Annotated in this window: 25 protein-coding genes and 1 pseudogene; 12 read left to right on the forward strand and 14 right to left on the reverse strand. The window is 63.1% G+C overall.

The features are described 5' to 3' along the window. The first annotated feature begins 20 nt into the window (after nt 1-20). Both B4393_RS25355 and B4393_RS25360 read left to right on the forward strand, forming a co-directional pair. The gene (locus tag B4393_RS25355) at nt 21-398 is read left to right on the forward strand and encodes an ArsR/SmtB family transcription factor (protein WP_078336477.1); all 378 of its coding nucleotides are present in this window, start codon (nt 21-23) and stop codon (nt 396-398) included. Then, nucleotides 395-1,405: a cation diffusion facilitator family transporter gene (locus B4393_RS25360; protein WP_078336478.1), complete on the forward strand. Its 1,011-nt coding sequence runs from the start codon at nt 395-397 to the stop codon at nt 1,403-1,405. The genes B4393_RS25355 and B4393_RS25360 overlap by 4 nt, the downstream gene beginning before the upstream one ends. On the opposite strand, the gene B4393_RS25365 is transcribed toward B4393_RS25360, so the two are convergent. Then, complete coding sequence (locus tag B4393_RS25365; RefSeq protein WP_078336479.1) at nt 1,380-2,639, reverse strand: APC family permease; 1,260 nt, start codon at nt 2,637-2,639, stop codon at nt 1,380-1,382. The genes B4393_RS25360 and B4393_RS25365 overlap by 26 nt on opposite strands. Beyond that, nucleotides 2,636-2,971 carry a YnfA family protein gene (locus B4393_RS25370; RefSeq protein WP_078336481.1) on the reverse strand — a complete coding sequence of 112 codons (336 nt, stop codon included), beginning with the start codon at nt 2,969-2,971 and terminating at the stop codon, nt 2,636-2,638. Before B4393_RS25370 ends, B4393_RS25365 begins: the two co-directional genes overlap by 4 nt. An 86-nt stretch (nt 2,972-3,057) precedes the next feature. On the opposite strand from B4393_RS25370, the gene B4393_RS25375 reads away from it, so the two are divergent. Beyond that, nucleotides 3,058-3,501: a nuclear transport factor 2 family protein gene (locus tag B4393_RS25375; protein ID WP_078336482.1), complete on the forward strand. Its 444-nt coding sequence runs from the start codon at nt 3,058-3,060 to the stop codon at nt 3,499-3,501. 3 nt (nt 3,502-3,504) lie between these two features. Here B4393_RS25375 and B4393_RS25380 read toward each other — a convergent pair whose 3' ends face one another. Then, nucleotides 3,505-3,936, reverse strand: a complete 432-nt coding sequence (locus tag B4393_RS25380) for a PPOX class F420-dependent oxidoreductase (RefSeq protein WP_078336483.1) — start codon at nt 3,934-3,936, stop codon at nt 3,505-3,507. 176 nt (nt 3,937-4,112) lie between these two features. Between B4393_RS25380 and B4393_RS25385 the strand changes: the two genes are divergently transcribed. Next, nucleotides 4,113-4,838: an MBL fold metallo-hydrolase gene (locus B4393_RS25385; protein WP_236743248.1), complete on the forward strand. Its 726-nt coding sequence runs from the start codon at nt 4,113-4,115 to the stop codon at nt 4,836-4,838. Here the strand turns inward: B4393_RS25385 and B4393_RS25390 are convergent. The 3 genes from B4393_RS25390 to B4393_RS25400 all read right to left on the reverse strand — a co-directional run bounded on the left by B4393_RS25390 (nt 4,835) and on the right by B4393_RS25400 (nt 6,498). Further along, the gene (locus B4393_RS25390; protein WP_078336485.1) at nt 4,835-5,362 is read right to left on the reverse strand and encodes a DUF6328 family protein; all 528 of its coding nucleotides are present in this window, start codon (nt 5,360-5,362) and stop codon (nt 4,835-4,837) included. The genes B4393_RS25385 and B4393_RS25390 overlap by 4 nt on opposite strands. Nucleotides 5,363-5,426: 64 nt before the next feature. After that, the gene (locus tag B4393_RS25395; protein WP_078336486.1) at nt 5,427-5,861 is read right to left on the reverse strand and encodes a hypothetical protein; all 435 of its coding nucleotides are present in this window, start codon (nt 5,859-5,861) and stop codon (nt 5,427-5,429) included. A 58-nt stretch (nt 5,862-5,919) separates the two neighbouring features. Then, entirely contained in the window at nt 5,920-6,498 is a 579-nt protein-coding gene (locus B4393_RS25400) for a TetR/AcrR family transcriptional regulator (protein ID WP_078336487.1), read from the reverse strand. A gap of 45 nt (nt 6,499-6,543) precedes the next feature. Here B4393_RS25400 and B4393_RS25405 point away from each other — a divergent pair, with 45 nt between their 5' ends. Genes B4393_RS25405 through B4393_RS25415 form a run of 3 tightly spaced genes read left to right on the forward strand, consistent with a single transcriptional unit; the run spans nt 6,544 to nt 9,285 of the window. Then, a complete protein-coding gene (locus B4393_RS25405) occupies nt 6,544-7,401 on the forward strand; it encodes a phytanoyl-CoA dioxygenase family protein (RefSeq protein ID WP_078336488.1) in 858 nt (285 codons plus the stop codon). Between the two features lie 52 nt (nt 7,402-7,453). Then, nucleotides 7,454-7,846, forward strand: a complete 393-nt coding sequence (locus tag B4393_RS25410; RefSeq protein WP_078336489.1) for a hypothetical protein — start codon at nt 7,454-7,456, stop codon at nt 7,844-7,846. Between the two features lie 35 nt (nt 7,847-7,881). Next, nucleotides 7,882-9,285, forward strand: coding sequence for a sensor histidine kinase (locus B4393_RS25415; RefSeq protein ID WP_078336490.1), 1,404 nt, complete (start codon nt 7,882-7,884; stop codon nt 9,283-9,285). Here B4393_RS25415 and B4393_RS25420 read toward each other — a convergent pair. Both B4393_RS25420 and B4393_RS27905 read right to left on the reverse strand, forming a co-directional pair. Further along, the gene (locus tag B4393_RS25420; protein ID WP_078281321.1) at nt 9,246-9,923 is read right to left on the reverse strand and encodes a response regulator transcription factor; all 678 of its coding nucleotides are present in this window, start codon (nt 9,921-9,923) and stop codon (nt 9,246-9,248) included. The two genes, B4393_RS25415 and B4393_RS25420, sit on opposite strands and share 40 nt — an antisense overlap. Before the next feature lie 10 nt (nt 9,924-9,933). Next, on the reverse strand, nt 9,934-10,098 hold the full coding sequence (locus B4393_RS27905; protein WP_165758514.1) for a hypothetical protein: 165 nt from the start codon (nt 10,096-10,098) through the stop codon (nt 9,934-9,936). Between the two features lie 189 nt (nt 10,099-10,287). Here B4393_RS27905 and B4393_RS25425 point away from each other — a divergent pair, with 189 nt between their 5' ends. Then, nucleotides 10,288-11,109, forward strand: a complete 822-nt coding sequence (locus tag B4393_RS25425; protein WP_078336491.1) for a COG4705 family protein — start codon at nt 10,288-10,290, stop codon at nt 11,107-11,109. Here B4393_RS25425 and B4393_RS25430 read toward each other — a convergent pair. Beyond that, complete coding sequence (locus tag B4393_RS25430; protein WP_078336505.1) at nt 11,106-11,870, reverse strand: polysaccharide deacetylase family protein; 765 nt, start codon at nt 11,868-11,870, stop codon at nt 11,106-11,108. The genes B4393_RS25425 and B4393_RS25430 overlap by 4 nt on opposite strands. Before the next feature lie 70 nt (nt 11,871-11,940). On the opposite strand from B4393_RS25430, the gene B4393_RS25435 reads away from it, so the two are divergent. Beyond that, nucleotides 11,941-12,705, forward strand: coding sequence for a DUF2127 domain-containing protein (locus tag B4393_RS25435; protein ID WP_078336492.1), 765 nt, complete (start codon nt 11,941-11,943; stop codon nt 12,703-12,705). Between the two features lie 160 nt (nt 12,706-12,865). Here B4393_RS25435 and B4393_RS25440 read toward each other — a convergent pair whose 3' ends face one another. Then, nucleotides 12,866-13,396, reverse strand: coding sequence for a hypothetical protein (locus B4393_RS25440; protein ID WP_236743249.1), 531 nt, complete (start codon nt 13,394-13,396; stop codon nt 12,866-12,868). Between the two features lie 84 nt (nt 13,397-13,480). Further along, entirely contained in the window at nt 13,481-14,446 is a 966-nt protein-coding gene (locus tag B4393_RS25445) for a cytochrome c oxidase assembly protein (RefSeq protein ID WP_078336493.1), read from the reverse strand. Nucleotides 14,447-14,598: 152 nt separating this feature from the next. Here B4393_RS25445 and B4393_RS25450 point away from each other — a divergent pair, with 152 nt between their 5' ends. The 3 genes from B4393_RS25450 (at nt 14,599) to B4393_RS25460 (ending at nt 16,507) form a co-directional block, all read left to right on the forward strand. Then, entirely contained in the window at nt 14,599-15,225 is a 627-nt protein-coding gene (locus B4393_RS25450) for a winged helix-turn-helix transcriptional regulator (protein WP_078336507.1), read from the forward strand. Nucleotides 15,226-15,890: 665 nt separating this feature from the next. After that, nucleotides 15,891-16,196, forward strand: a complete 306-nt coding sequence (locus B4393_RS25455; protein WP_078336494.1) for a hypothetical protein — start codon at nt 15,891-15,893, stop codon at nt 16,194-16,196. A gap of 50 nt (nt 16,197-16,246) precedes the next feature. After that, on the forward strand, nt 16,247-16,507 hold the full coding sequence (locus tag B4393_RS25460) for a hypothetical protein (protein ID WP_078336495.1): 261 nt from the start codon (nt 16,247-16,249) through the stop codon (nt 16,505-16,507). Nucleotides 16,508-16,839: 332 nt separating this feature from the next. On the opposite strand, the gene B4393_RS25465 is transcribed toward B4393_RS25460, so the two are convergent. The 3 genes and pseudogenes from B4393_RS25465 to B4393_RS25475 all read right to left on the reverse strand — a co-directional run. Then, a complete protein-coding gene (locus B4393_RS25465; RefSeq protein ID WP_078336496.1) occupies nt 16,840-18,510 on the reverse strand; it encodes an NAD-binding protein in 1,671 nt (556 codons plus the stop codon). 147 nt (nt 18,511-18,657) lie between these two features. Beyond that, on the reverse strand, nt 18,658-18,996 hold the full coding sequence (locus tag B4393_RS25470; protein WP_078336497.1) for a P-II family nitrogen regulator: 339 nt from the start codon (nt 18,994-18,996) through the stop codon (nt 18,658-18,660). Between the two features lie 5 nt (nt 18,997-19,001). Further along, nucleotides 19,002-19,449: pseudogene (locus B4393_RS25475) on the reverse strand (ammonium transporter); the annotation flags it as partial.

The following is a 19,449-nucleotide window of genomic DNA, read 5'->3' on the forward strand; positions in this document are numbered from 1 at the left end:
TACGTAGAGGAGCGTCCGCGATGGGACAGGCGGATAGGTCGCCGCTGGGCGACGAACAGGCCGGGTTGGTGGTCGAGGTGTTCCGAATGCTGGCCGATGCCACCCGTGTTCGGGTGTTGTGGGCGCTCACCGGCGGTGAACTGTCGGTCAATGAGCTGGCCGATCTGGTCGGCAAGCCGGCGTCTTCGGTGTCACAGCACTTGGCCAAGTTGCGAATGGCGCGGCTGGTGCGGACACGCCGTGACGGCACCACCGTCTACTACAGCCTGGAGAACGAGCACGTCGAGCAGCTGGTGACCGATGCGGTGTACAACGCCGAGCATGCGGGCCCGGGGATCCCGGCGCATCATCGCTCGGAGGCAACGCTGCGACCCATGAAAGGTATTGGTGCACAATGAGTCACACGCGCAACGCAGCCGTGCATCACGACCATGACCACGACCATCATGACCACGACCATCACCACGGGGCGGGGCTAAAGGGAATGCTCGCGGAGATCGTGTCCCCGCACAGCCATGACGCTGCCGATAGCATCGACGACGCGTTGAGCTCCAGTGCTGCGGGTACCCGTGCGGTGAAGATCAGTCTTGTGGCACTGCTGGTGACGGCCGCGTTTCAGGTGGCCATCGTGGTGGTTTCCGGATCGGTAGCGCTCGCAGCCGACACGATCCACAACTTCTCCGATGCGCTCACCGCGGTTCCACTCTGGATCGCCTTTGCCCTGGGAACACGCGCCGCGACAAGGCGATACACCTACGGATTCGGGCGTGCCGAGGACTTGGCGGGACTGTTCGTCGTATCGATGATCGCGCTATCGGCAGTGGTGGCGGGCTACGAGGCGGTGCTGCGTCTTGTTCATCCCGTGCAGATCAGCCAATTGGGCTGGGTGGCCGCGGCGGGCGTCGTTGGCTTCATCGGGAACGAACTTGTGGCCCTCTACCGGATCCGCGTGGGCCGCCAAATTGGCTCGGCTGCACTGATCGCCGACGGCCTTCACGCGCGGACAGACGGATTCACTTCGCTGGCGGTGGTGCTAGGAGCGCGCGGTGTCGCACTGGGATATCCGTTGGCCGACCCCATCATCGGACTTGTGATCACCGTCGCGATTCTCGCGGTGCTTCGCACCGCGGTGCGCGATGTGTTCCGGCGGCTGATGGATGGGGTAGACCCGGCACTAGTGGACGCCGCCGAGGCGGCGTTGGCTGCGCAGCCGGGCGTGCGGGCGGTGCGCAGCGTGCGGTTGCGGTGGATCGGACATCGGCTTCATGCGGACGCCGAACTCGATATCGATCCGGAGGTGAGTCTCGTCGACGCACATCGCATTGCTCATGTCGCCGAACACGAGCTCACTCACGCGGTTCCCAAGCTCGATACCGCTCTCATTCACGCATACCCGGGTCACTGATACGACGCAGCGCATAGACGGCGATGCCCACGGCGAGTACCGCGACGCCGCTGAGCACCGACGACGGCGGCAAGGCAAGGGCAATCACCACGCACCCGATCAGGCCGAGCACCGGAACGATGCGCGGGGGGCGTCCCTCGGCAGGGGAGAGCGTCCACGCCGCCGCGTTGGCCACCGCGTAGTACACCAATACCGCGAAGGAGGAGAATCCGATCGCTCCGCGCAGGTCCACGGTGGCCGTCAGTACCGAAACCACCAGACCGACAAGGAGTTCCGCGCGGTACGGCACTCCGTTCCGGGGGTGCACTGCCGCCAGGGCGTGAGGCAGGTGGCGGTCACGGGCCATGGCGAAGGTGGTGCGTGACACCCCGAGGATGAGTGCCAGCAGCGAGCCCGTCGCGGCGACGACGGCGCCGATCCGCACCACCGGTTCCATCCACCGCGCACCCACGGCGGCGACGGTATCGAGCAGCGGAGCCGCAGAGGCCGCCAGCCGGGACGGCCCCAGTGAGGTCAAGACCGCTACGGCCACCACGGCATACACGACCAGCGTGATGCCCAAGGCGATCGGGATGGCCCGGGGGATGGTGCGTGCGGGTTCGCGGACTTCCTCACCCAAGGTCGCGATGCGGGCATACCCGGCGAAGGCGAAGAACAGCAGACCTGCGGCCTGCAGCACGCCGGTGAGGGAGGCGTCGGTGACATCGAGCGCCGCGGCATCGATACGGCCGGAGCCGAATACCGTGACGACAAGCGCGGCCAACACCGACAACACGATCGCCACGATCACACGCGTCAGCCACGCCGACTTCTGAACTCCCGCATAGTTGATCGCGGTCAGCGCCACCACCGCCGCCACCGCGACGGCGTGCGCATGTGCCGGCCAGGCGTAGAAACCAACCGTCAATGCCATGGCCGCGCAGGAGGCTGTCTTGCCGACCACGAACCCCCAACCGGCAAGGTATCCCCAGAAGTCGCCGAGACGTTTGCGGCCATAGACGTACGTACCGCCGGAGGCTGGGTACACCGCGGCCAGTCGTGCCGACGATGTCGCATTGCAGTAGGCGATCACGGCGGCGACGCACAGGCCGATGAGCAGCGCCGAACCGGCGGACTGAGCGGCCGGCGCCAGGGCGGCGAAGATGCCGGCGCCGATCATCGAGCCCAACCCGACCATGACGGCGTCGAAGGTACCCAGTTCTCGCCGCAGCGACCCGGGCTGATCGCTGCTCATGTCGCCCGGGGCATGTACATGATGACTCCGACGCCGGCCAGGCAGACCAGTGCACCGATGACATCCCACCGGTCCGGACGGAATCCGTCCAGCGCTATGCCCCAGAGCAGGGATCCGGCCACGAACACCCCGCCGTAGGCGGCCAAGATCCGACCGAAATGGGCGTCGGGCTGCAGAGTGGCGATGAATCCGTAAGCACCCAGCGCTAGGACACCGAGCCCCACCCAGGTCCAGCCGCGATGCTCGCGCACTCCCTGCCACACCAGCCAGGCGCCACCGATTTCCAGGACCGCGGCCGCGGCGAACAAGAGGATCGATTTTGCGACGAGCATGCGCTGAGCCTAATCGCTCAGATCGGACCCGCCTGGGCTGCGCAGATCATAGGATCTCGGTACTTCGGGGGAGGAAAGTCATGGGGATGTCATCAGCATCGGTTGTCACGGGTCTGTGGTTAGCGCTGTCGCAGCGGAACTGGGAGGCGGTCAAGACGTTTCTCGACGACGACTGCATCTACCTAGATATGCCCGTGGGACCCACCGCGGCCGCACGCGGACCGGAAAACATCGTCAAACGACTGAAAGTCGGTTTGGAACCGTTGCAGCACTACGTCCATCACGACGGTCTGATCATCTCCAATGACGAAGACGTGATGTACGAGCATTCCGAGACGTGGACCTGGAAAACCGGGGAAACCGCGCTGCTGCGTTTCGCTTCGGTGCTCAAGGTGGTCGACGGAAAGATCACGCTGTGGAAGGACTACTGGGACATGGGAGCGCTGACCAACTTCGCGCCGCCGTCCTGGATGGATAACCTCATGAACGCTGACATGAGCTGGATCTACGACGCGACCGGACAGGTCTGAGGCTCAGCCGAGCTTTTCGCCGTAGACCCGCTCGATCTTCAAGGCCATGAGGACGCGGCGGTCTGACACCATCACGGCGCGGTACTCCTGCCAGTCGGGATGTTCACCGGCCGCGCCACGGTAGTAGTCGACGAGCGCCTCGACCTCGGGGCTGTTCGGGTCGGTCCCGGGACCGGTCAGCGTGACGCTTCCCTCGGCGGTGGCCCAGGACCGTCCGTCCGAGCTGGTGACTTCCAGCGCCGCTCGGGGGTCGCGGCGAAGATTCGCGGTCTTGGCACGCCCGTGCGTCATCGACACGTAGATGATGCTCTTGTCCTGGTCGTAGAACGGGGTGACGGGGGAGAGCTGCGGTAGTCCATCGGACTTGATGGTCGCCAGGACGCCGATGCGGCTGCCGGCGAGGAGCGCATGCGGATCGAATTGATCAGAGGCCATGTTTCGTCGAACCACGAGGTGCCGTCAGCTATTCCAACCCGTGGCATGCCAGAGCGTGGCAGTGTAGCGGGGAAGACGCGCCGCACGTGTCGGCCACAGGGGGAAGATTAGGGATGAAGGTTCACCATATCAATTGCGGGACAATGGCATTCGGGTTCGTGGATCACTGTCTTGTGGTGGAGACGCCCAGCTCCGGTCTGGTGCTGGTGGACACCGGATTCGGCCTGGACTGCATACGGAATCCCCGGCTACTGGGCTGGACCCGTCATATCGTCGGGCCGGTGTTGCGCGAGGAGGAAACGGCCGTAAGGCAGATCGAAGCGCTGGGCTACGACGCCACCGATGTACGACACATCCTGCTGACGCATTTGGACTATGACCACACCGGAGGCCTCGCGGATTTTCCCGCTGCGACGGTGCATGTGCACGGACCGGAGTATCGCGCGAGCCGGCAGCCGACTGCGGTCGATCGAATCCGTTACCGCACTGAGCAATTGTGCGCACACGGCGTCAATTGGGCGGTCAATGAACTCGACGGCGGCGAGTCCTGGTTCGGTTTCGATGCGGTCCGCGATATCGACGGTCTGCCGTCAGAGATCTTGGTGGTCCCGTTGTACGGCCACAGCCGTGGGCATGTGGGCGTCGCCGTGCAGACCGGAGATCACTGGCTGCTGCACGCCGGGGATGCGTATACGGAGCCGCACGCGATCGGCACCGGTGTGTCGGCCACCGCCAGCCGGGCGGTGCACATGATCACCGCGCACCCGAGTTACCCACGCGCGCAGCTGCGCAATATGCACCGTTTGGCCCAGCTCGTCGCCGATCACTCCGACAACCTCACCGTCTTTTGTAGTCATGACAGCGCCGCCTTCGCGCGGCTCGCACCCCAGATCTCGGGCTAGGCCAGGCCCTCAGTCGGTTCGCTGGAAGCGAGTTTGGCCCGGAGCATGAGCGGTAGTGCGAGCCAGAACAAACCGAAAGCGGTCAGTGCGGAGGCCCCGGCCACGATTCCGGTCGTCCGCCCCGCGACGGTGTCGAAGATGATGTCGGTGACTCCGGCCATCGACACCCCCAGTAGTAGCAGGCCGACGTAGGCCAGCCGATGGGCCGCGGAGACGATTACACCGAGGCGATGTCTGCGAAACAGCACTCGGTGCATCGCCACGGGTGTCACCAGCAGCAGAGTGGAAGAGACCGAACATGCCACCGTGAGGAGGTACACGATCCTCATCGGGTGATCGAGGACGGCGAAGCGCTGCTGGAAGGGGAGGGTCAGCAGCAGGCCGGTGAGAAGTTGCACACCGGTCTGTACGACCCGCACTTCTTGCAGGAGACTGATCCAGTTCCGGTCGAGTCGCTCGGCGACGGTCTCGTGACGGGCCGAGTTGTCCCACGGTTGGTCATATTCCGGGTGATCAACGTCCACCCTCGGATGGTCCCACCATGCGCGCACCGCGGCGAGAGCACGCGCCCAGGAGTGTGCCCGGCGTCTAGACGACGGTGACCGTTCCGGTGCACTGAGCGAGATTCTCGTCGTGCCAGAAGAAGCCGGAACGTCCGCCGTATTCGGTGGTGATCTCCACCTGGCCGGGGCCCGTGACGACGTTGAACGTCGACGCTCCCGCCGTTCCGGAGCCGTCCCCGTGTGCCTCGCCGACGGCGCCGGTGGTCAGGTTGCGCCAGTGAAAGTAGGCCTGCTTGGGTCCGGCGAGGCCGTCGGTGGCGTTCATGTTGACCGTGCCGGGGATCAGCTCGCGTCGTGCATCGGCCTGGCTCGCTTGCCAGGCACTGACCCGCACGTCACCGTCGAAGCAGAGTGCTACCTCGCCCGATGGCGCTGCCGCCGCGATCGGGCAGGTGGCGAGCCCTGAGCCGACGACGGCCAGGGTAAGGATGGCCGCACGGCCAACAGGTATCGAACGCATGCTGGGAGTATCGCTCATCGGTTGTCGGTCTGGCCGTCGTTTCCCGCGCTACGGATCCTCACGTCGCCCCGAGCGCGGCGGAGATCAAACGCCACAGCCGCTCGGTGATCTTGCCGGGATCGGGAAGGGGAGCGACTCGCAGCTGCTGGGCTATGCCGTGACGAATACCGCCGATGATGAAGGCACCCGCGCTGTCCGGGTGGATATCGGCGGGCAGCTGTCCTAGCTTCTGACCGCGGCGGATGTTCTTGGCGGCGTTGTGGCTGATGCGTTGGAGGTAGGCCGCCTCGAGCTCGGCGAGCTGTGGATCGAGTGCCGCACGATTGAGCAGTATCGGGGCCAGCGGGTCGGCCACGTGATAGTCGACGAATCGGCGGGTGCGCTCGAGTTCGTGAACGCGCCAGTCGGTCTGCATGTCCAGATGTGTGTCGGCGATGGCGTGGACCAGACCTTCGTAGAACTCGTCGTAAATCACCACCAGCAGGCCACTTTTGGACCCGAAGTGATGGTAGAGCGCGCCGGTGCTCAGGCCCGCGCGACGGGTCAGCCCGCCGAGATCCATGACGCCACTGCCGCGGACGAGTTCATCGCGGGCGGCATCGAGCAGCTGTTGACGTCCGATCGGCGAGCGTGCCATGATGCAATTCTACAAAACATAATTATCTTATGTTTAGGAGTCGCGATGGGCACGGAAGTGTCGTCATTGGTGAACCTCGCCGGCGATCTCGCGGGAACGTATCGATGGACGCCTAGTAGCGGGGACAGTGTCGATCCGGCCGTGGCAGAGGCGGATCTGTGCGCCCTGCGGCGCGATGGATACGTGATACTGCCCGATCTACTGACGGCGGCGGAGCTTGTCGAGATCCGGGAAGCCGTTATGCCGCTGCTGGATCTACATGGGCGGAACCGGTTCGAAGGGCATACCACGCAACGGGTGTACAGCGTGCTGAACAAGACGCGTGCCTGCGATCGGATCGCGGATCATCCTCGGGTGCTTGCATTGCTGGATCGGCTCTTCATGCCGAACTACCTGTTGTCGATGCTCCAGGTGATCAACATCTTGCCCGGCGAGCTGGCGCAGATGCTGCATACCGACGACGGTTTTTATCCGATCCCGCGCCCCCGCGCCGCCCTCGGTGCGGCGACGATCTGGGCGATCGACGATTTCACCGCGGACAATGGCGCCACCGACATCATTGCGCGCAGCCACCTTTGGGGAGATCGCGCGCCGGAGGAATCCGATCGTGAGCCGGTGGTGATGGCAGCAGGATCCTGCGTGTTTTTTCTCGGCACGCTCTGGCATGGTGGCGGCGCGAACCGATCAGACACCGCCCGCTTGGCGTTGACCGCCCAATATTGCGAGCCGTGGTTGCGCCCGCAGGAGGCGTTCACGCTGTCCATGACTCGCGATACCGTCCGCGCGGTGTCCGAGGACATTCGGCGCATGCTCGGATACAGCATCCATCCGCCCTTTATCGGGCAGGTCGACGGTATGCATCCCAAACGACTGCTGGAAGCGGGCGCGGCTGAGGCGCTTTAGCGCCGCACTCGTTCTCAGCGAAGTCTCAGCGCATGTTGTGCACTCTGGGCCCATGTCCAATATTGACGATACGAATGACGTGCCCGAACCGGATGTCAATGCGCCGGCACCGGATACCGACCAGCCGAGTCTCGCGGAATCCGCACCGAAGGCACGCCGGACATTTGGCGCACCACTGAAGATCGCGGGAGCGGTCTCGGCGGTGCTGGCTGCCGTGGTGCTGGCCTTCGGTGCCGGGGTGTGGGCGGGTAGTGAGTTCTTCGAGAGTCACGAACACGAGCACAGTGAGTCGCGTTCGGACGATCGTGATCGTGCCGAGCGTCATCGCGACCGTGATGAACACCGATTCCGCGATGATCGCGAGTCGGGCGAGCACAGCCAACGCAGCTCGGCGCCAAGCACAGCGACAGCTACGGCACCCCCGACGTTGCCCGCCCGCCCGTAGTGCCCGCATGATTGTCGGATGTGGATGCTGACCGGATGGTGAAAGCCCCAGCATCCCTGGGTACGGCACTTGGCCGGTTGCGGCGATGGTGTGGCGGCATTGCCACGCGGTCAGCGTTCGTCGCCGCGGCGGTTGTGCTGGCGGGTCTGGTGATCGTGGGATCGGTATCGGTCGTGCTCTTATACCAGTCCATGTGTATCGACGTTGATGCCGCCGCTAAGACCCGCGCCCAGGCCGTCGCCGACCGTCTACGGAAAGAGCCGCCCCGTGAGCTGGAATCGGTGCTGTTGGCCACGGATCAGCGCGTCGTCGCGGTGCAGGTCGTCGATAGCGCCGGGGTAGTGGTGCGGCGTTCGGATTCTTCGCCCAAGGATCCGCTGATCGCGGTGCAGGACAATGACTCCCGCGTCGGGGTGATCTCACCATTTGATGGCGACATTCGGGTCAGCACCGCGACGGTGGATGGCCGTAAGGGCCAGTACCGGGTGTTGGTCGGTGGCGGCATCGAGCCGATCGAATCGATGGTCTCGACAGTGGCGATGATGTTGGGCATCACCGCACCCGTCGTGTCGGTGGTGGCGGGCGTGGTGACTTATCTGCTGGTACGACGCTCCTTGCTGTCGGTGGACGCGATACGGTCTCGTGTCGCCGAGATCAGTACTTCCGATCTTGGTGAGCGAGTGCCGGTGCCGAGCCGTTCCGATGAGATCTCGGCGTTAGCTGTGACGATGAATGAGATGCTCGCCAGGATCGAAGCCGGGCACGCCGCTCAGCGCCGATTTGTCGGCGATGCTTCTCATGAGTTGAGAAGTCCACTGGCGACCGTGATCTCGGCGTTAGAGATCGCGGCGAATCACCCTGAGGTCCTTGATCGTCAGTTGGTGCACAGTGCGCTGCTGCCCGAGGCGCATCGCATGCAGTCGTTGGTGGAGGATCTGCTCCTGCTGGCGCGGGCCGATGAGCACGGCTTGCCGATGCGCCGTACCGAGATTGATCTCGACGACCTGGCTGCCGCTGAAGTGCAGCGGCTCAAACGTGATACTCAGCTGAAGATCTCGGCGCAGCTATCGGCGGTCAAAGTAGTCGGTGATGTTCACGGTGTGGCGCGGGTGTTGCGAAATTTGGCGGACAACGCCGCTCGTCACGCGCACGGTGAGGTGACGATCATGGTCGGATCGGACGCGCGTAGCGCTTACCTGCGGGTGAGCGACGATGGACCGGGTATCCCGGAGGCCGAACGGGATCGGGTGTTCGAGAGATTTGTACGGTTGGATTCTGCGCGTTCGCGTCAGGGCGGAGGCAGCGGCCTGGGATTGGCGATCGTGGCCGAAATAGTTGCCGCGCACGATGGTTCGGTCCGCATAGGCGAACGAACCGGGGGTGGGGCAGAGGTGACGGTTCAGCTGCCGCTGGCGAATTCGCCGGATTCCAATCGATAACCCACGCCCCGGACTGTCATGATCATGTGGGAGCCGATCTTGCGGCGCAGGTACCCGACGTAGACCTCGACGACATTATCCGGCCCGTCGTAGTGGCTATCCCAAACATTCTGCAGGATATCGGTTTTCGTGACCGCAGCATCTTTGTTGCGCATTAGGTACTCAAGGAGACCGTATTCACGGGGTGTCAGTGCCACCGGTGCACCATCGCGTTCGACAACTCGGCGAGTGGGATCCAGTGATACCTCGCCGGCGGTGAGCACCACGGGACGTTTGGGCGCACCCCGGCGGATCAAGGCGCGTAGGCGAGCGGTGAGCACCACGAACGAAAAGGGTTTGGTCAGATAGTCATCGGCACCGAGGTCGAAGGCGTCGGTTTGGTCATAGTCGCCATCCTTGGCGGTGAGCATCAGTACCGGCGTCCAAACTTCAGATGTGCGCATCTTGCGGAGCACCTCGTAGCCGTTGAGGCCGGGCAGCATGATGTCCAGCACGATCACGTCGAATTGGTCGTTGGTGGCGTGCCACAATCCGTCTACGCCGTTGGCCGCCGTGACGACGATGAATCCTTCGGCTATGAGGCCGGCCGTGACCGTTTCGGCCAGTAGTGGCTCATCTTCGACCAGCAGGACTCGCACGCGGGGCCTTTCAGGGGTTGACGGTATTGGGTACCGAATAGTCTGACACCGATTCGTTCACCGAGGCCGTTGCGCGGGTGTGTGCCCGTTCCTCTGCCTCGGTCATCGTGGTGACAGCGCCGAACAACATCAGGGCGCCGATGATCAGGGTTGCTGCTTCCCGCCGTGAACTCATGGCATGTGACCTTCCGTTGAATCCGATATGGACGGCTCGAATCGGCCGCTGACGATGCAAGAGTCACATCTGGGCGCTGTGAGAACGCTGAGTGTGAGCGGTGCTCGACTCTCAGCGGATCCTCAGCGGGATGTCGCTAGGGTGCGGTCGGTAATCGGTTGACATTCAACGACGGGATTCGGTGGGTACATGGCCACGTCGAGCTACAAGTTGCCTCAGGTCACAGCACTGTTCTGGGTATTGAAGATCGCGGCGACGACGCTGGGTGAAACGGGCGGAGATCTGATCGCCCAAACTCTGGGGCTCGGCTACGCCGCGGCGTCCGTCCTGTTCATTGCGATCTTCGTCGTGAGCTTGGTCGCTCAGTTGCGAGCTCGTCAGTTCCATCCGGCGCTGTACTGGACCGTCATCGCCGCCACGAGCACGGCGGGGACCACGATGTCCGACCTCATCAACCGCGGCCCAGGTTCGGACACGTCCACCGACGGTGGGCTGGGTTATGGCGCGGGTGCGGCGCTGCTGATCACCGGTCTTGTCATCGTGTTCCTGATCTGGAAGCTCAGCCGGGAAACGTTCGATGTGGCCAACATCAGCACCTTCCGTGGTGAGGTTCTCTACTGGGCGGCCATCTTGCTGTCCAACACCCTGGGCACCTCGCTGGGCGATTACCTCGCGGATAGTTCCGGGCTGGGATATTGGGGCAGCGCAGCGCTCATCGCGGGGATCATGCTGGTGATTCTGGGTGCTCACTACTTCACCAAAATCTCCGGTGTCCTGCTGTTTTGGGCCGCGTTCATCCTGACCCGACCTCTGGGCGCCACCGTCGGAGACCTGCTGTCCAAGCCGCTGGAGAAGGGCGGATTGGCCCTGGGAACCTGGGGAACCTCCGCAGCGCTGCTGGCGGTGCTGGTTATCGGAATCGCGTTCGGGTATCGACGTTCCGCGGTACCCGATCCGGCGGTGCCTGATGATGAGCCCGAACCCGAGCCGCGCGAATTTGCCCGCGACTAGTGCTGGTAGACGTCGTTCAGTGTGACGGTACGCAGCTGCCGTTCCCCGATGACGTCGAGCAGTTGGTGATAGACGGTGGTCACCGGCGGATGGTTGAGGTGACCGATGACGATGGCCTGCGGGTTGAAGTACTTGTGGGCCATGTCAACGATGTACTGCGGAGTGACCACCCCGGAATCCGAGAGTGATCCGTACCAGAGCACGGGCGGCCCATAGCCGAGGCCCTGGATAACCGAATCGGTTGAGGCGTTGTGTTTTCCGTACGGAGGACGGAAATATGGTGCCGGATCGACCCCGTAGGTGTTGGTCAGGAACTTGGTGTTGCGGGTCATTTGGTCTGCGATCTGGCCGGCGCTGAGCGTCGTCAGGTTGGGATGAGACCAGGTGTGATTGCCCAGCTGAATCTGTCCGCTGTCGACAAGCGGGCGGAGTAGCTGGGCGTTCTGTGTCCATCCGGCGTTCACGCCATTGACGAAGTAGGTCAAGCGAATTCCGGTATCCAGCGCCAGCTGGGTGTAAGCGGCGATCACATTGGCGTCGGTGCCGTCGTCGAGGGTGAGGGCGAGTAGCCGCCGGCCGTCGGTGCGAGCCGGGAGGGCAGTCAAGGTGCCGCCGCCCGGTAGTGGCACCCGGGCCAGCGCGCTGCTTGCCGGGCCGGCGGGCGCGCCGGGGTCGGCGTCCGCGGCGGCGGATTCGATGACAGCGGCACCCACCGCGGCAGCGCCTGCCAGCAGTGTCAGGAACCGACGACGGTCGAACACGACCACAGGGTAGCGCCGGAACCTAGACATCTGGCGGCGCCACTCCAAATCTCGAGCTACCGTCTCTCCTGTGATCAACTTTGCTCTGCGTTCGTGCGGTCTGCGCGGACACGCGACATTCGATCCCGACGAGCAGGCTCTACGCGAGAGACTGCGGGTTGATACCCCAGTCGGGGAGGCGTGGCGATGCTTGCGATGCGAGACCTTTGTGGTGGGAGAGCCCCGCCATCGCGGCCCGGCCGATACCGCGCCGGAGATCCCGCGCGGGCGGTTGTTGCGCGACCGGACCTTGATGCGGCTGCTGGCGGTGGAGCGACTGTTCCGCGGGCTGGTGTTCGTGTTGCTTGCGTTCGGCGTGGTGAAGGTTCGCGGATCGCGCGAACATCTGCAGCAGGTTTTCGAGCGAGATATTCCGCTGATCCGTCCGCTGGCCGATCAGATCGGCTGGAACCCAGACAACTCCAAGGTCATTCACCATATTGGCCAGGCTTTCTCGTTGTCGGCGTCGACGTTGATGTGGGTGGCGGTGGGTCTGGCCGCGTACGCCGCTATCGAGTTCATCGAAGCAATCGGCCTCTGGATGATGAAACGCTGGGGCGAGTACTTCGCCGTCATCGCCACCAGTATTTTTCTGCCGCTGGAGATCTACGAGCTTTTTGAAAAACAAACCGTGCTCCGGGTTTTGGCGCTACTGGTGAATATCGTGGCTGTGGTCTGGCTGCTGTGGAGCAAGCGACTGTTCGGGCTCAACGGCGGCGGCAAGGCCTACGAGGAAGAACATCGCGCCGAGAGCCTATTGAGCGTCGAGCGGGCGGGGCTGGCAGAGAACTCGTAAGGCCGCTAATGCTCAGTCGCATCGCCTGCACTAATGCCCACGCTTGACCGCGTCTCCGCTGCAATTCGTCGGGACGTAAAGTATCTCGAAACGCTTGCCGCGCTGCGTTGTTGAGAAGATGCCACGCGCCCACCAAATCGAGTGCGAGGTCGGACGGCGATCAATCGGTCAGGCGGTGGCTCGCTAACCAGTCGTCGACGCTGATTGCGGCCGTTACCTCGTCGAGGTCCAAGACCAGGCGGGTTTGGTTGTTGATCATGCGCACGGCGCGGTCGCAGATGGCGATGCTTTCGTGGCGTACCGCGGCCTTGATCGCATCGTCGATGTCCGCCGGGAGGCTCGTTGCGTCCTCTGCAAGACGCTGGGCGGTGCGGGCGGCGGTGGCGGCGATTTCACGCAGCGTGCCACCGACGTGGCGACGAATTTTCTCCACGTTGGTGATTCCGGTGGCCAATGCGAGGTACTTCTGGCGAGAGTTCGTCTCGGGAGAATGCTGGCCACCTACCCAATTGGTCGCTTCGCGGAGCCTGTCCGAATCGTCGACGGCCTCAAAGGCCAGGTAGAAACCGGCGACCGCGCGCCCAATGGGGGTCGACGTGTCGGTGGCGGGGGAGGGCGGACGTTGCGGACGCTGAGGAGGTTCCGACAGGGATTCGCTGAGTGACGATAGAGCGCACTGCGGGACGTCCATCTACTCATACTGCCCGAAAAATAGACGGACTGTACAGAAGTTCAGCGGAGAAGATCCAGGAGCACGTCGGGAGGGCCGATAATCTCAGCCGCGACCGAATCGGTCACGCAGCTGCGGATCGTTCTCCCACCATAGCGCCGATGGAGCCGAATCATCGGGCGCTGCGGCATCGGCAGCCGACGAGGATTGCGCGGCCTGGTCGAGTTCGGCGTCGATCTGTGCCGCGTGGGCCTTGTCGTCGGCGGATAACGCGCGCATGAGCAGGAGCAAGAACGGCAGACCGAGCACGTCGCCCAGGATCCAGAGAACGCCCGCGCCGATGGTCTGATCGGTGCGCAGATCCGGCCCCCATGAGCGGTGTAGCGCGAGGTAGTAGGCCGATGCCACGAGTGGGCCCTGCCACAACACGAGGCCGAGCACCCCGTCGCCAATGGTCTCCGCCACGCTGATCAGCAGCGAGATCAGCTGCGGGTACTTGCGGGGTACCGGGTCTACCTGAAGGCGCGCGTAAAAGTACGCAAAACCGATCAGCGCCAACAAGGTTCGTGTCGCGGCGCCGAGTGGGCCATTGGTCAGCGATGCGGTATACCACGGCGTCAGATACAACAACCATGGCGTGGCCAGCATGGCCAGGGATGTCGTGAGCGGATGGGTCAAGATCTGCGCGGGCGCCGACGAGACCGCCCGGTCAAACCCGGCCAGCGCGGCCGGCCGCAGAGCGCTGCGCACGACCGTCACCGGCCGGCCCAGGGTGAGGAAGAACGGCACGACTAGGAGCAGCACGACCACCTGTAATGCGCGCATCCAGAACAGCGCGTGCGCATAGACGCCGATCGCACTCATGCACGCCAGGACCCAGCATCCGATTCCGATGAAGAAGCAACTCACCCATGCGGCACTGATATCCGATCGGTGACGCCGCGCGCGCGACAACGCCCAGCCATATCCGGCGGCGAGCAAGACGGCGCACAGCGCCGCTGCGATATCGAAATGCCATGCACGCCAGGCCATCGTCCAGGTCAACGGCTCGGTAGGCAAGATGAAAGTCATCGTGCTCTTCTCGTCGGTTGTGAGATCAACGGATTAGGCTAGATCTCCTACCTGCGAATTGGCTGTGGGCGGGCGATGAGAGCGTTTGTCGGGGAACACGCCGAAGTACCCTGATAAAGTCACGTCTACTTTAGATTCGCAAGCAGGTGATGATGAGTCGAGACTACGGCCAATACTGTGGGCTGGCCCGGGCCCTGGATGTGGTGGGGGACCGGTGGAATCTGTTGATCGTCCGCCAGCTCTTGATAGGGCCCGCGCGCTACGGCGAATTGCGTGAGGGGCTGTCCGGCATCGCCACGAATCTGCTGACCGATCGTCTTCGTGATCTCGAGACCGCGGGAGTGATAGAGCGGAGTTTGTCCGGCGAAGCCAACGCGATTACGTATGCCCTCACTACGTGGGGTGCGCAGCTTCGCGAGCCCGTCAACGCGCTGATCCGCTGGTCGACACCGCTGATGATCCGCGGGCCTGAAGGCGACGAATTCCGTCCCGATGGGCTTCTGGTCGCACTTCCCGCCCTACTGGTGGACCGAGTTCCCCGCCGATCCGCGGCGGTCGGCATCGACGTCGACGGCGACATGATCCAACTGTGCGCCACGGAGTCCGGCATCGAGGTCGGCAAGCCCGATGGGCGCGAGTTCGACGCTGTGCTCAAAGCCGAACCGCAGCTTGTCCTCGGGCTGGCGGCGGGTGTGTTGACGTTCGGCGACATTACTGCGCTCGTCGATATCGATGGCGACGAGTCTGCCCTGCATGCCATTTTCGACGCGCCCAAATAAGTAGGGGCGCATCATGCTTACGCCTACTCCTTTCTGTGCGAGCAGTATTCGTCGCCAGGGCGTGTCACCGGAGCCGTAGCAACCACCTAGTGCAGCTCCTCAGCATTCACTCAGCGTCGACAATGTACGGAAACGGTTATCGACCCTGTACGCAAAGTACATCAGCAGATCAGTATCGGCGCTGTGGTTGTACTGCGGGAGTGTGCCATTCGCAGCTCAGCCTGCGGTTCGATTAACGCCGTTGAATGGGATTACGTTGCTAGTAGGCATCATTCAACCCCCGCATGGTGCTTGTATGACCGTGTTCAGGGGTGGTTGCGCACTGTTTTTGATCATCCCGTGTGCGAAAACCCATAAGTCGCATATCGATATTGAGGCCGACACGGACTGCGCGACCTGAATAGCGCTGGCACGGCGGCCCGCAGACGCGCACAAATGCCGCGGCCGTAGCAACCACCCGACGGAATTTCTCAGCGTTCCTTCAGTGCAGTGGTTGCAGTATCGAACACGTGGAGCTGACGCCCGATCGAACGACAAGCGACAGCCGAAATATGTTCCGCCAAAGTGGGTTCTGCGACAGCAAAGCCTAATCCTCGTCTGGCCGTTACCAACTCGGTGACTCGGCCACACGACGTACTCGCAATCGCCATAGAAGGAGAAACCCCATGAACAAACTGGTAGCCGCAGTGGTTGGCGGTGTAGGAGTGGCCGTATCCACGGCTCTACTGAGCGCACCGATCGCATTGGCTGGGCCTACGCCACCCCCACATTGCTATGGGCAAGAGACAAGCGTCAACGAGATTGATCATCGGCCGTGTGTGACGCCGGGTGGTTCTGCGTATCAACAGGGTGCCAATCAGCCGACCTATGAGGGCGCCAACCCCCTGGTTCCGCTCGGTACCAATCCTCATGTTCCTTACGGGACGAACAAGATCAACCCGACCCTGTCACCGTCGCCGGATAACGCGTAACGACCCCGCAAAGCAACTTCATCTTCAAAGATGCAGAAGGAGTGGGAACAATGAAGAAGATCGTGACACCAGCTGCGGTAGTGCTCGGCGTTGTGGTGGCACCCCTGGTAACAGCGGACACCGGACTCGCCGGCCCTAGGGCAGAGCCGGATTCGCTCATCGATGACCTCAAGTCCAACGGATATCGGGTGATTATCACCAAGGTTGGCTCCGACCATCCATCCCAGTGCACCGTTCAAGGGGTCACGCAGCAACCCGCGATCGAAAGTGTGCAACCAGGACGGACGGCATCCATGCCGCCTGCTCGATAGTCACGGAGGTGCATCCCGTGCGCGGCTTGCAGCATTGGCTTAAAACGTATGCGCTGCGGAGTAATTAAAGGCGTCGTCATCGCAGAGCCGTTGAGCCGCAACTGAATACACATATTGAAGGGCGTGTATCGGCGCCTATGTGGTGTTGTCCCGATTGGAGTTCTGTGTACTGCTCAGGCGGTGGACCTGGTGTGCGCATAGCTTAGGAAGATGCCCGATGGGTGCTGAGAGCTCGCTGAGAACGGCGCTAAGGGCACCGTGGAAGTCACGTATCGTCCGTCCTGGCGGTGCGGCATCCGATAGTGACGGACTCATCTCGCTTTCCCGGATCGTCACGCCAGATCGACCTCGCGCCCCATGCGGAGTGTCTCGAGCAGCTCGCGGTACGGCCCGACGATGTAAGCAGTGTCTCCGGCTGCTAGCCGCGTGTCTCGGCGGGGATGCAGCCGGATTGGTACACCGCTTCGGCTGATCGCCACCACCCGTGTCTGTGTGGATAGATCGGCCATCCGCATACCGTCCAGCTCACTGCGTTCTTCTACGAACACCCCGCCGACAGTGAAGGATTGCTGACCGACCGAGAAGGTGCTCAGCACATGCAGTCCCATCGCAGCACCGATGAACCACGGCGCCGCGAGGTCGACGGTCGAGCGGACATTGTTGAACCCGAACCGCTGGGCCACCGCGGTACTGAGATTGCGGTCGAAGATCCGCAACACCACCGGAACATCGGACCACCGGGCACCCAACCGGTTCCGCAGCACGATGCCCGTCTCGATATTGACCATATCGTCGTGGGTGAGCACCGCAACCGCCTGCGCCTCGTCGATCTGAGCCGCATCCCATGTCTGCGGCAGGGTCGCGTCACCGAATATCACAGGGATTCCCAGATTGGCGATAGTCGCCAGGTACCTGTTGTTCTCGGATTGTTCGATCACCGCGACATCGTGCCCGGCGGCCTTCAGGTCCTGGGCAACCCGGATGCCGAATGACCCGAGGCCCACCACGATGACGTGGTTGGTGAGGTTCCGAACCTTGCGCCGTCCCGAATTCTGCGCGATGCGCTGCGATAGCAGCAGGTCCACGACGAACGCCATGACCACTGCGGTCGTCGCGATTCCCGCGAACATCAGGAAGATACTGAACAGGCGAAGCCAGGTTGGCTGGTTGGCGAAACTGAAGTCCCCATACCCGACGGTCGCGATTGTTTCGGTCGAAAAATAAAGCGCATCCACGTAACTCATTCCGGGCCGCTGATAGGTGTAGCGCAGCAGTACCGTGGCCCCGGCCAACAATCCCGTGGCGATCCACAGTGCGCGAAAAAAGATCGGGTTCATATCCTCCCGAATGGCCCGGATGCCGAGCAATAGCCGCGACACCCCAGAGCGCCGCGCGCGGGTAGGAGCCATACCCGACGTTCGCGTAATTCCCCGGGCGGCAAGTTCTTCAACGGTCCCGATCATCGCCGTCCAGTCGCCGCGGCGCACCCGCAGATCGCGTCCGGGGCACGCCACCACGTGGTCAGGAGTGGGCGAGTCGTGCCCGTGCACAACGGCAACCGGAGCGAGGTCGCCGTACAACTCACGCAACGTACCGTCGCGGGGTGCACCTGTACCGGAGATGATGAAGTCGGTGCCCGCCGCTGTGATGGTGTGGGTGGTGCGGCGCAGACACGCCTCGACTACCGACGGGGCGGCGAGGTCGGCGACGCCGAGCACCGCACCCGGCCCGTCGTCCACTGCGACGGCCTCACGAAGTACGTCGTTGACCATACGGGTGACCACGCGCACTCTCGGGTTCAGTTGTCGTGCCAGCAGGGCGATTTCGAGGTTCTTGGCGTCATCGTTGCCGGCACACACGATCGCAGCGGCGCCCGCGATCCCCACCTTCTCCAAACCGTCGACACCGTCCAACGCGGCGACCGCCACACCGGCGGTCCATAGTTCCTCTGCGACCCGGATCGCCAGCGCGTCGCTGCCATAGACGATGGTATGTCTCTCCACCCTTGGTGACGTTAGCGCCCAGAGGCCGTCTTCACACGCCGGACCGCGCAACTACACGTCGGGATCGGAACGTGCCCCCCGTTATGGATCATAACGGGGGGCACGAAACCAATTGACTGCGAACATAATCCGACGTCAAGTGAGATGTTAGAGAGCGTCGGCCCCCTCTTCGCCGGTGCGTACCCGCACCACCGAGTCAACGGGGCTCACCCATACCTTGCCGTCGCCGATTTTGCCGGTGCGTGCGGCGGTCACGATGACCTCCACCACCTTGTCGACCGCGTCATCGTCGACAAGGACCTCGATCTTGACCTTTGGCACGAAGTCGACCTGGTATTCGGCACCGCGGTATACCTCGGTGTGGCCCTTCTGCCGGCCGTAGCCCTGCACCTCGCTGACCGTCATACTGGGGTTGCCGGTTTGTTCGAGTTGAGTCTTGATGTCCTCGAGCGTGAATGGTTTGACAATCGCGGTAACGAGTTTCATGTCCCTCATGCCTCTCTATTGGAGATGAGGGGGCGACCCTCCGTATGGGAGCCTCCGGAGTTCCCGATGACCGATCCGACGCCGAGTGCGACGAAGTCGTATGCGCCTTCTGCGTGTTGGGATTCGTCGGCGCCTGCCGCTTCTCCCTCGTCGCTGATGCGTAGGCCGATGGTGTACTTCACGATGAGAGCAACGATAGCGGTGCCGATTGCCGAGTAGAGCAGAACCGAACCCGCGCCGATCGCTTGGCGTGTCAGTTGTTCGAGTCCGCCGCCGTAGAACAGACCGAGTTTGACTTCCTTGACCGCCGAAGCCCCGGTGCCCGGGGCCAGGAAGAACCCGATGAGCAGGGTGCCCACGATGCCACCGACCAGGTGAACACCGACCACGTCCAGGGAGTCATCGAACCCGAACTTGTATTTCAAACCCACGGCCAGCGCACACACGATGCCC

Origin of the sequence: Mycobacteroides franklinii, assembly GCF_002013895.1 — a bacterium.
In the GTDB taxonomy this organism is placed as follows: Bacteria; Actinomycetota; Actinomycetes; order Mycobacteriales; family Mycobacteriaceae; genus Mycobacterium; species Mycobacterium franklinii.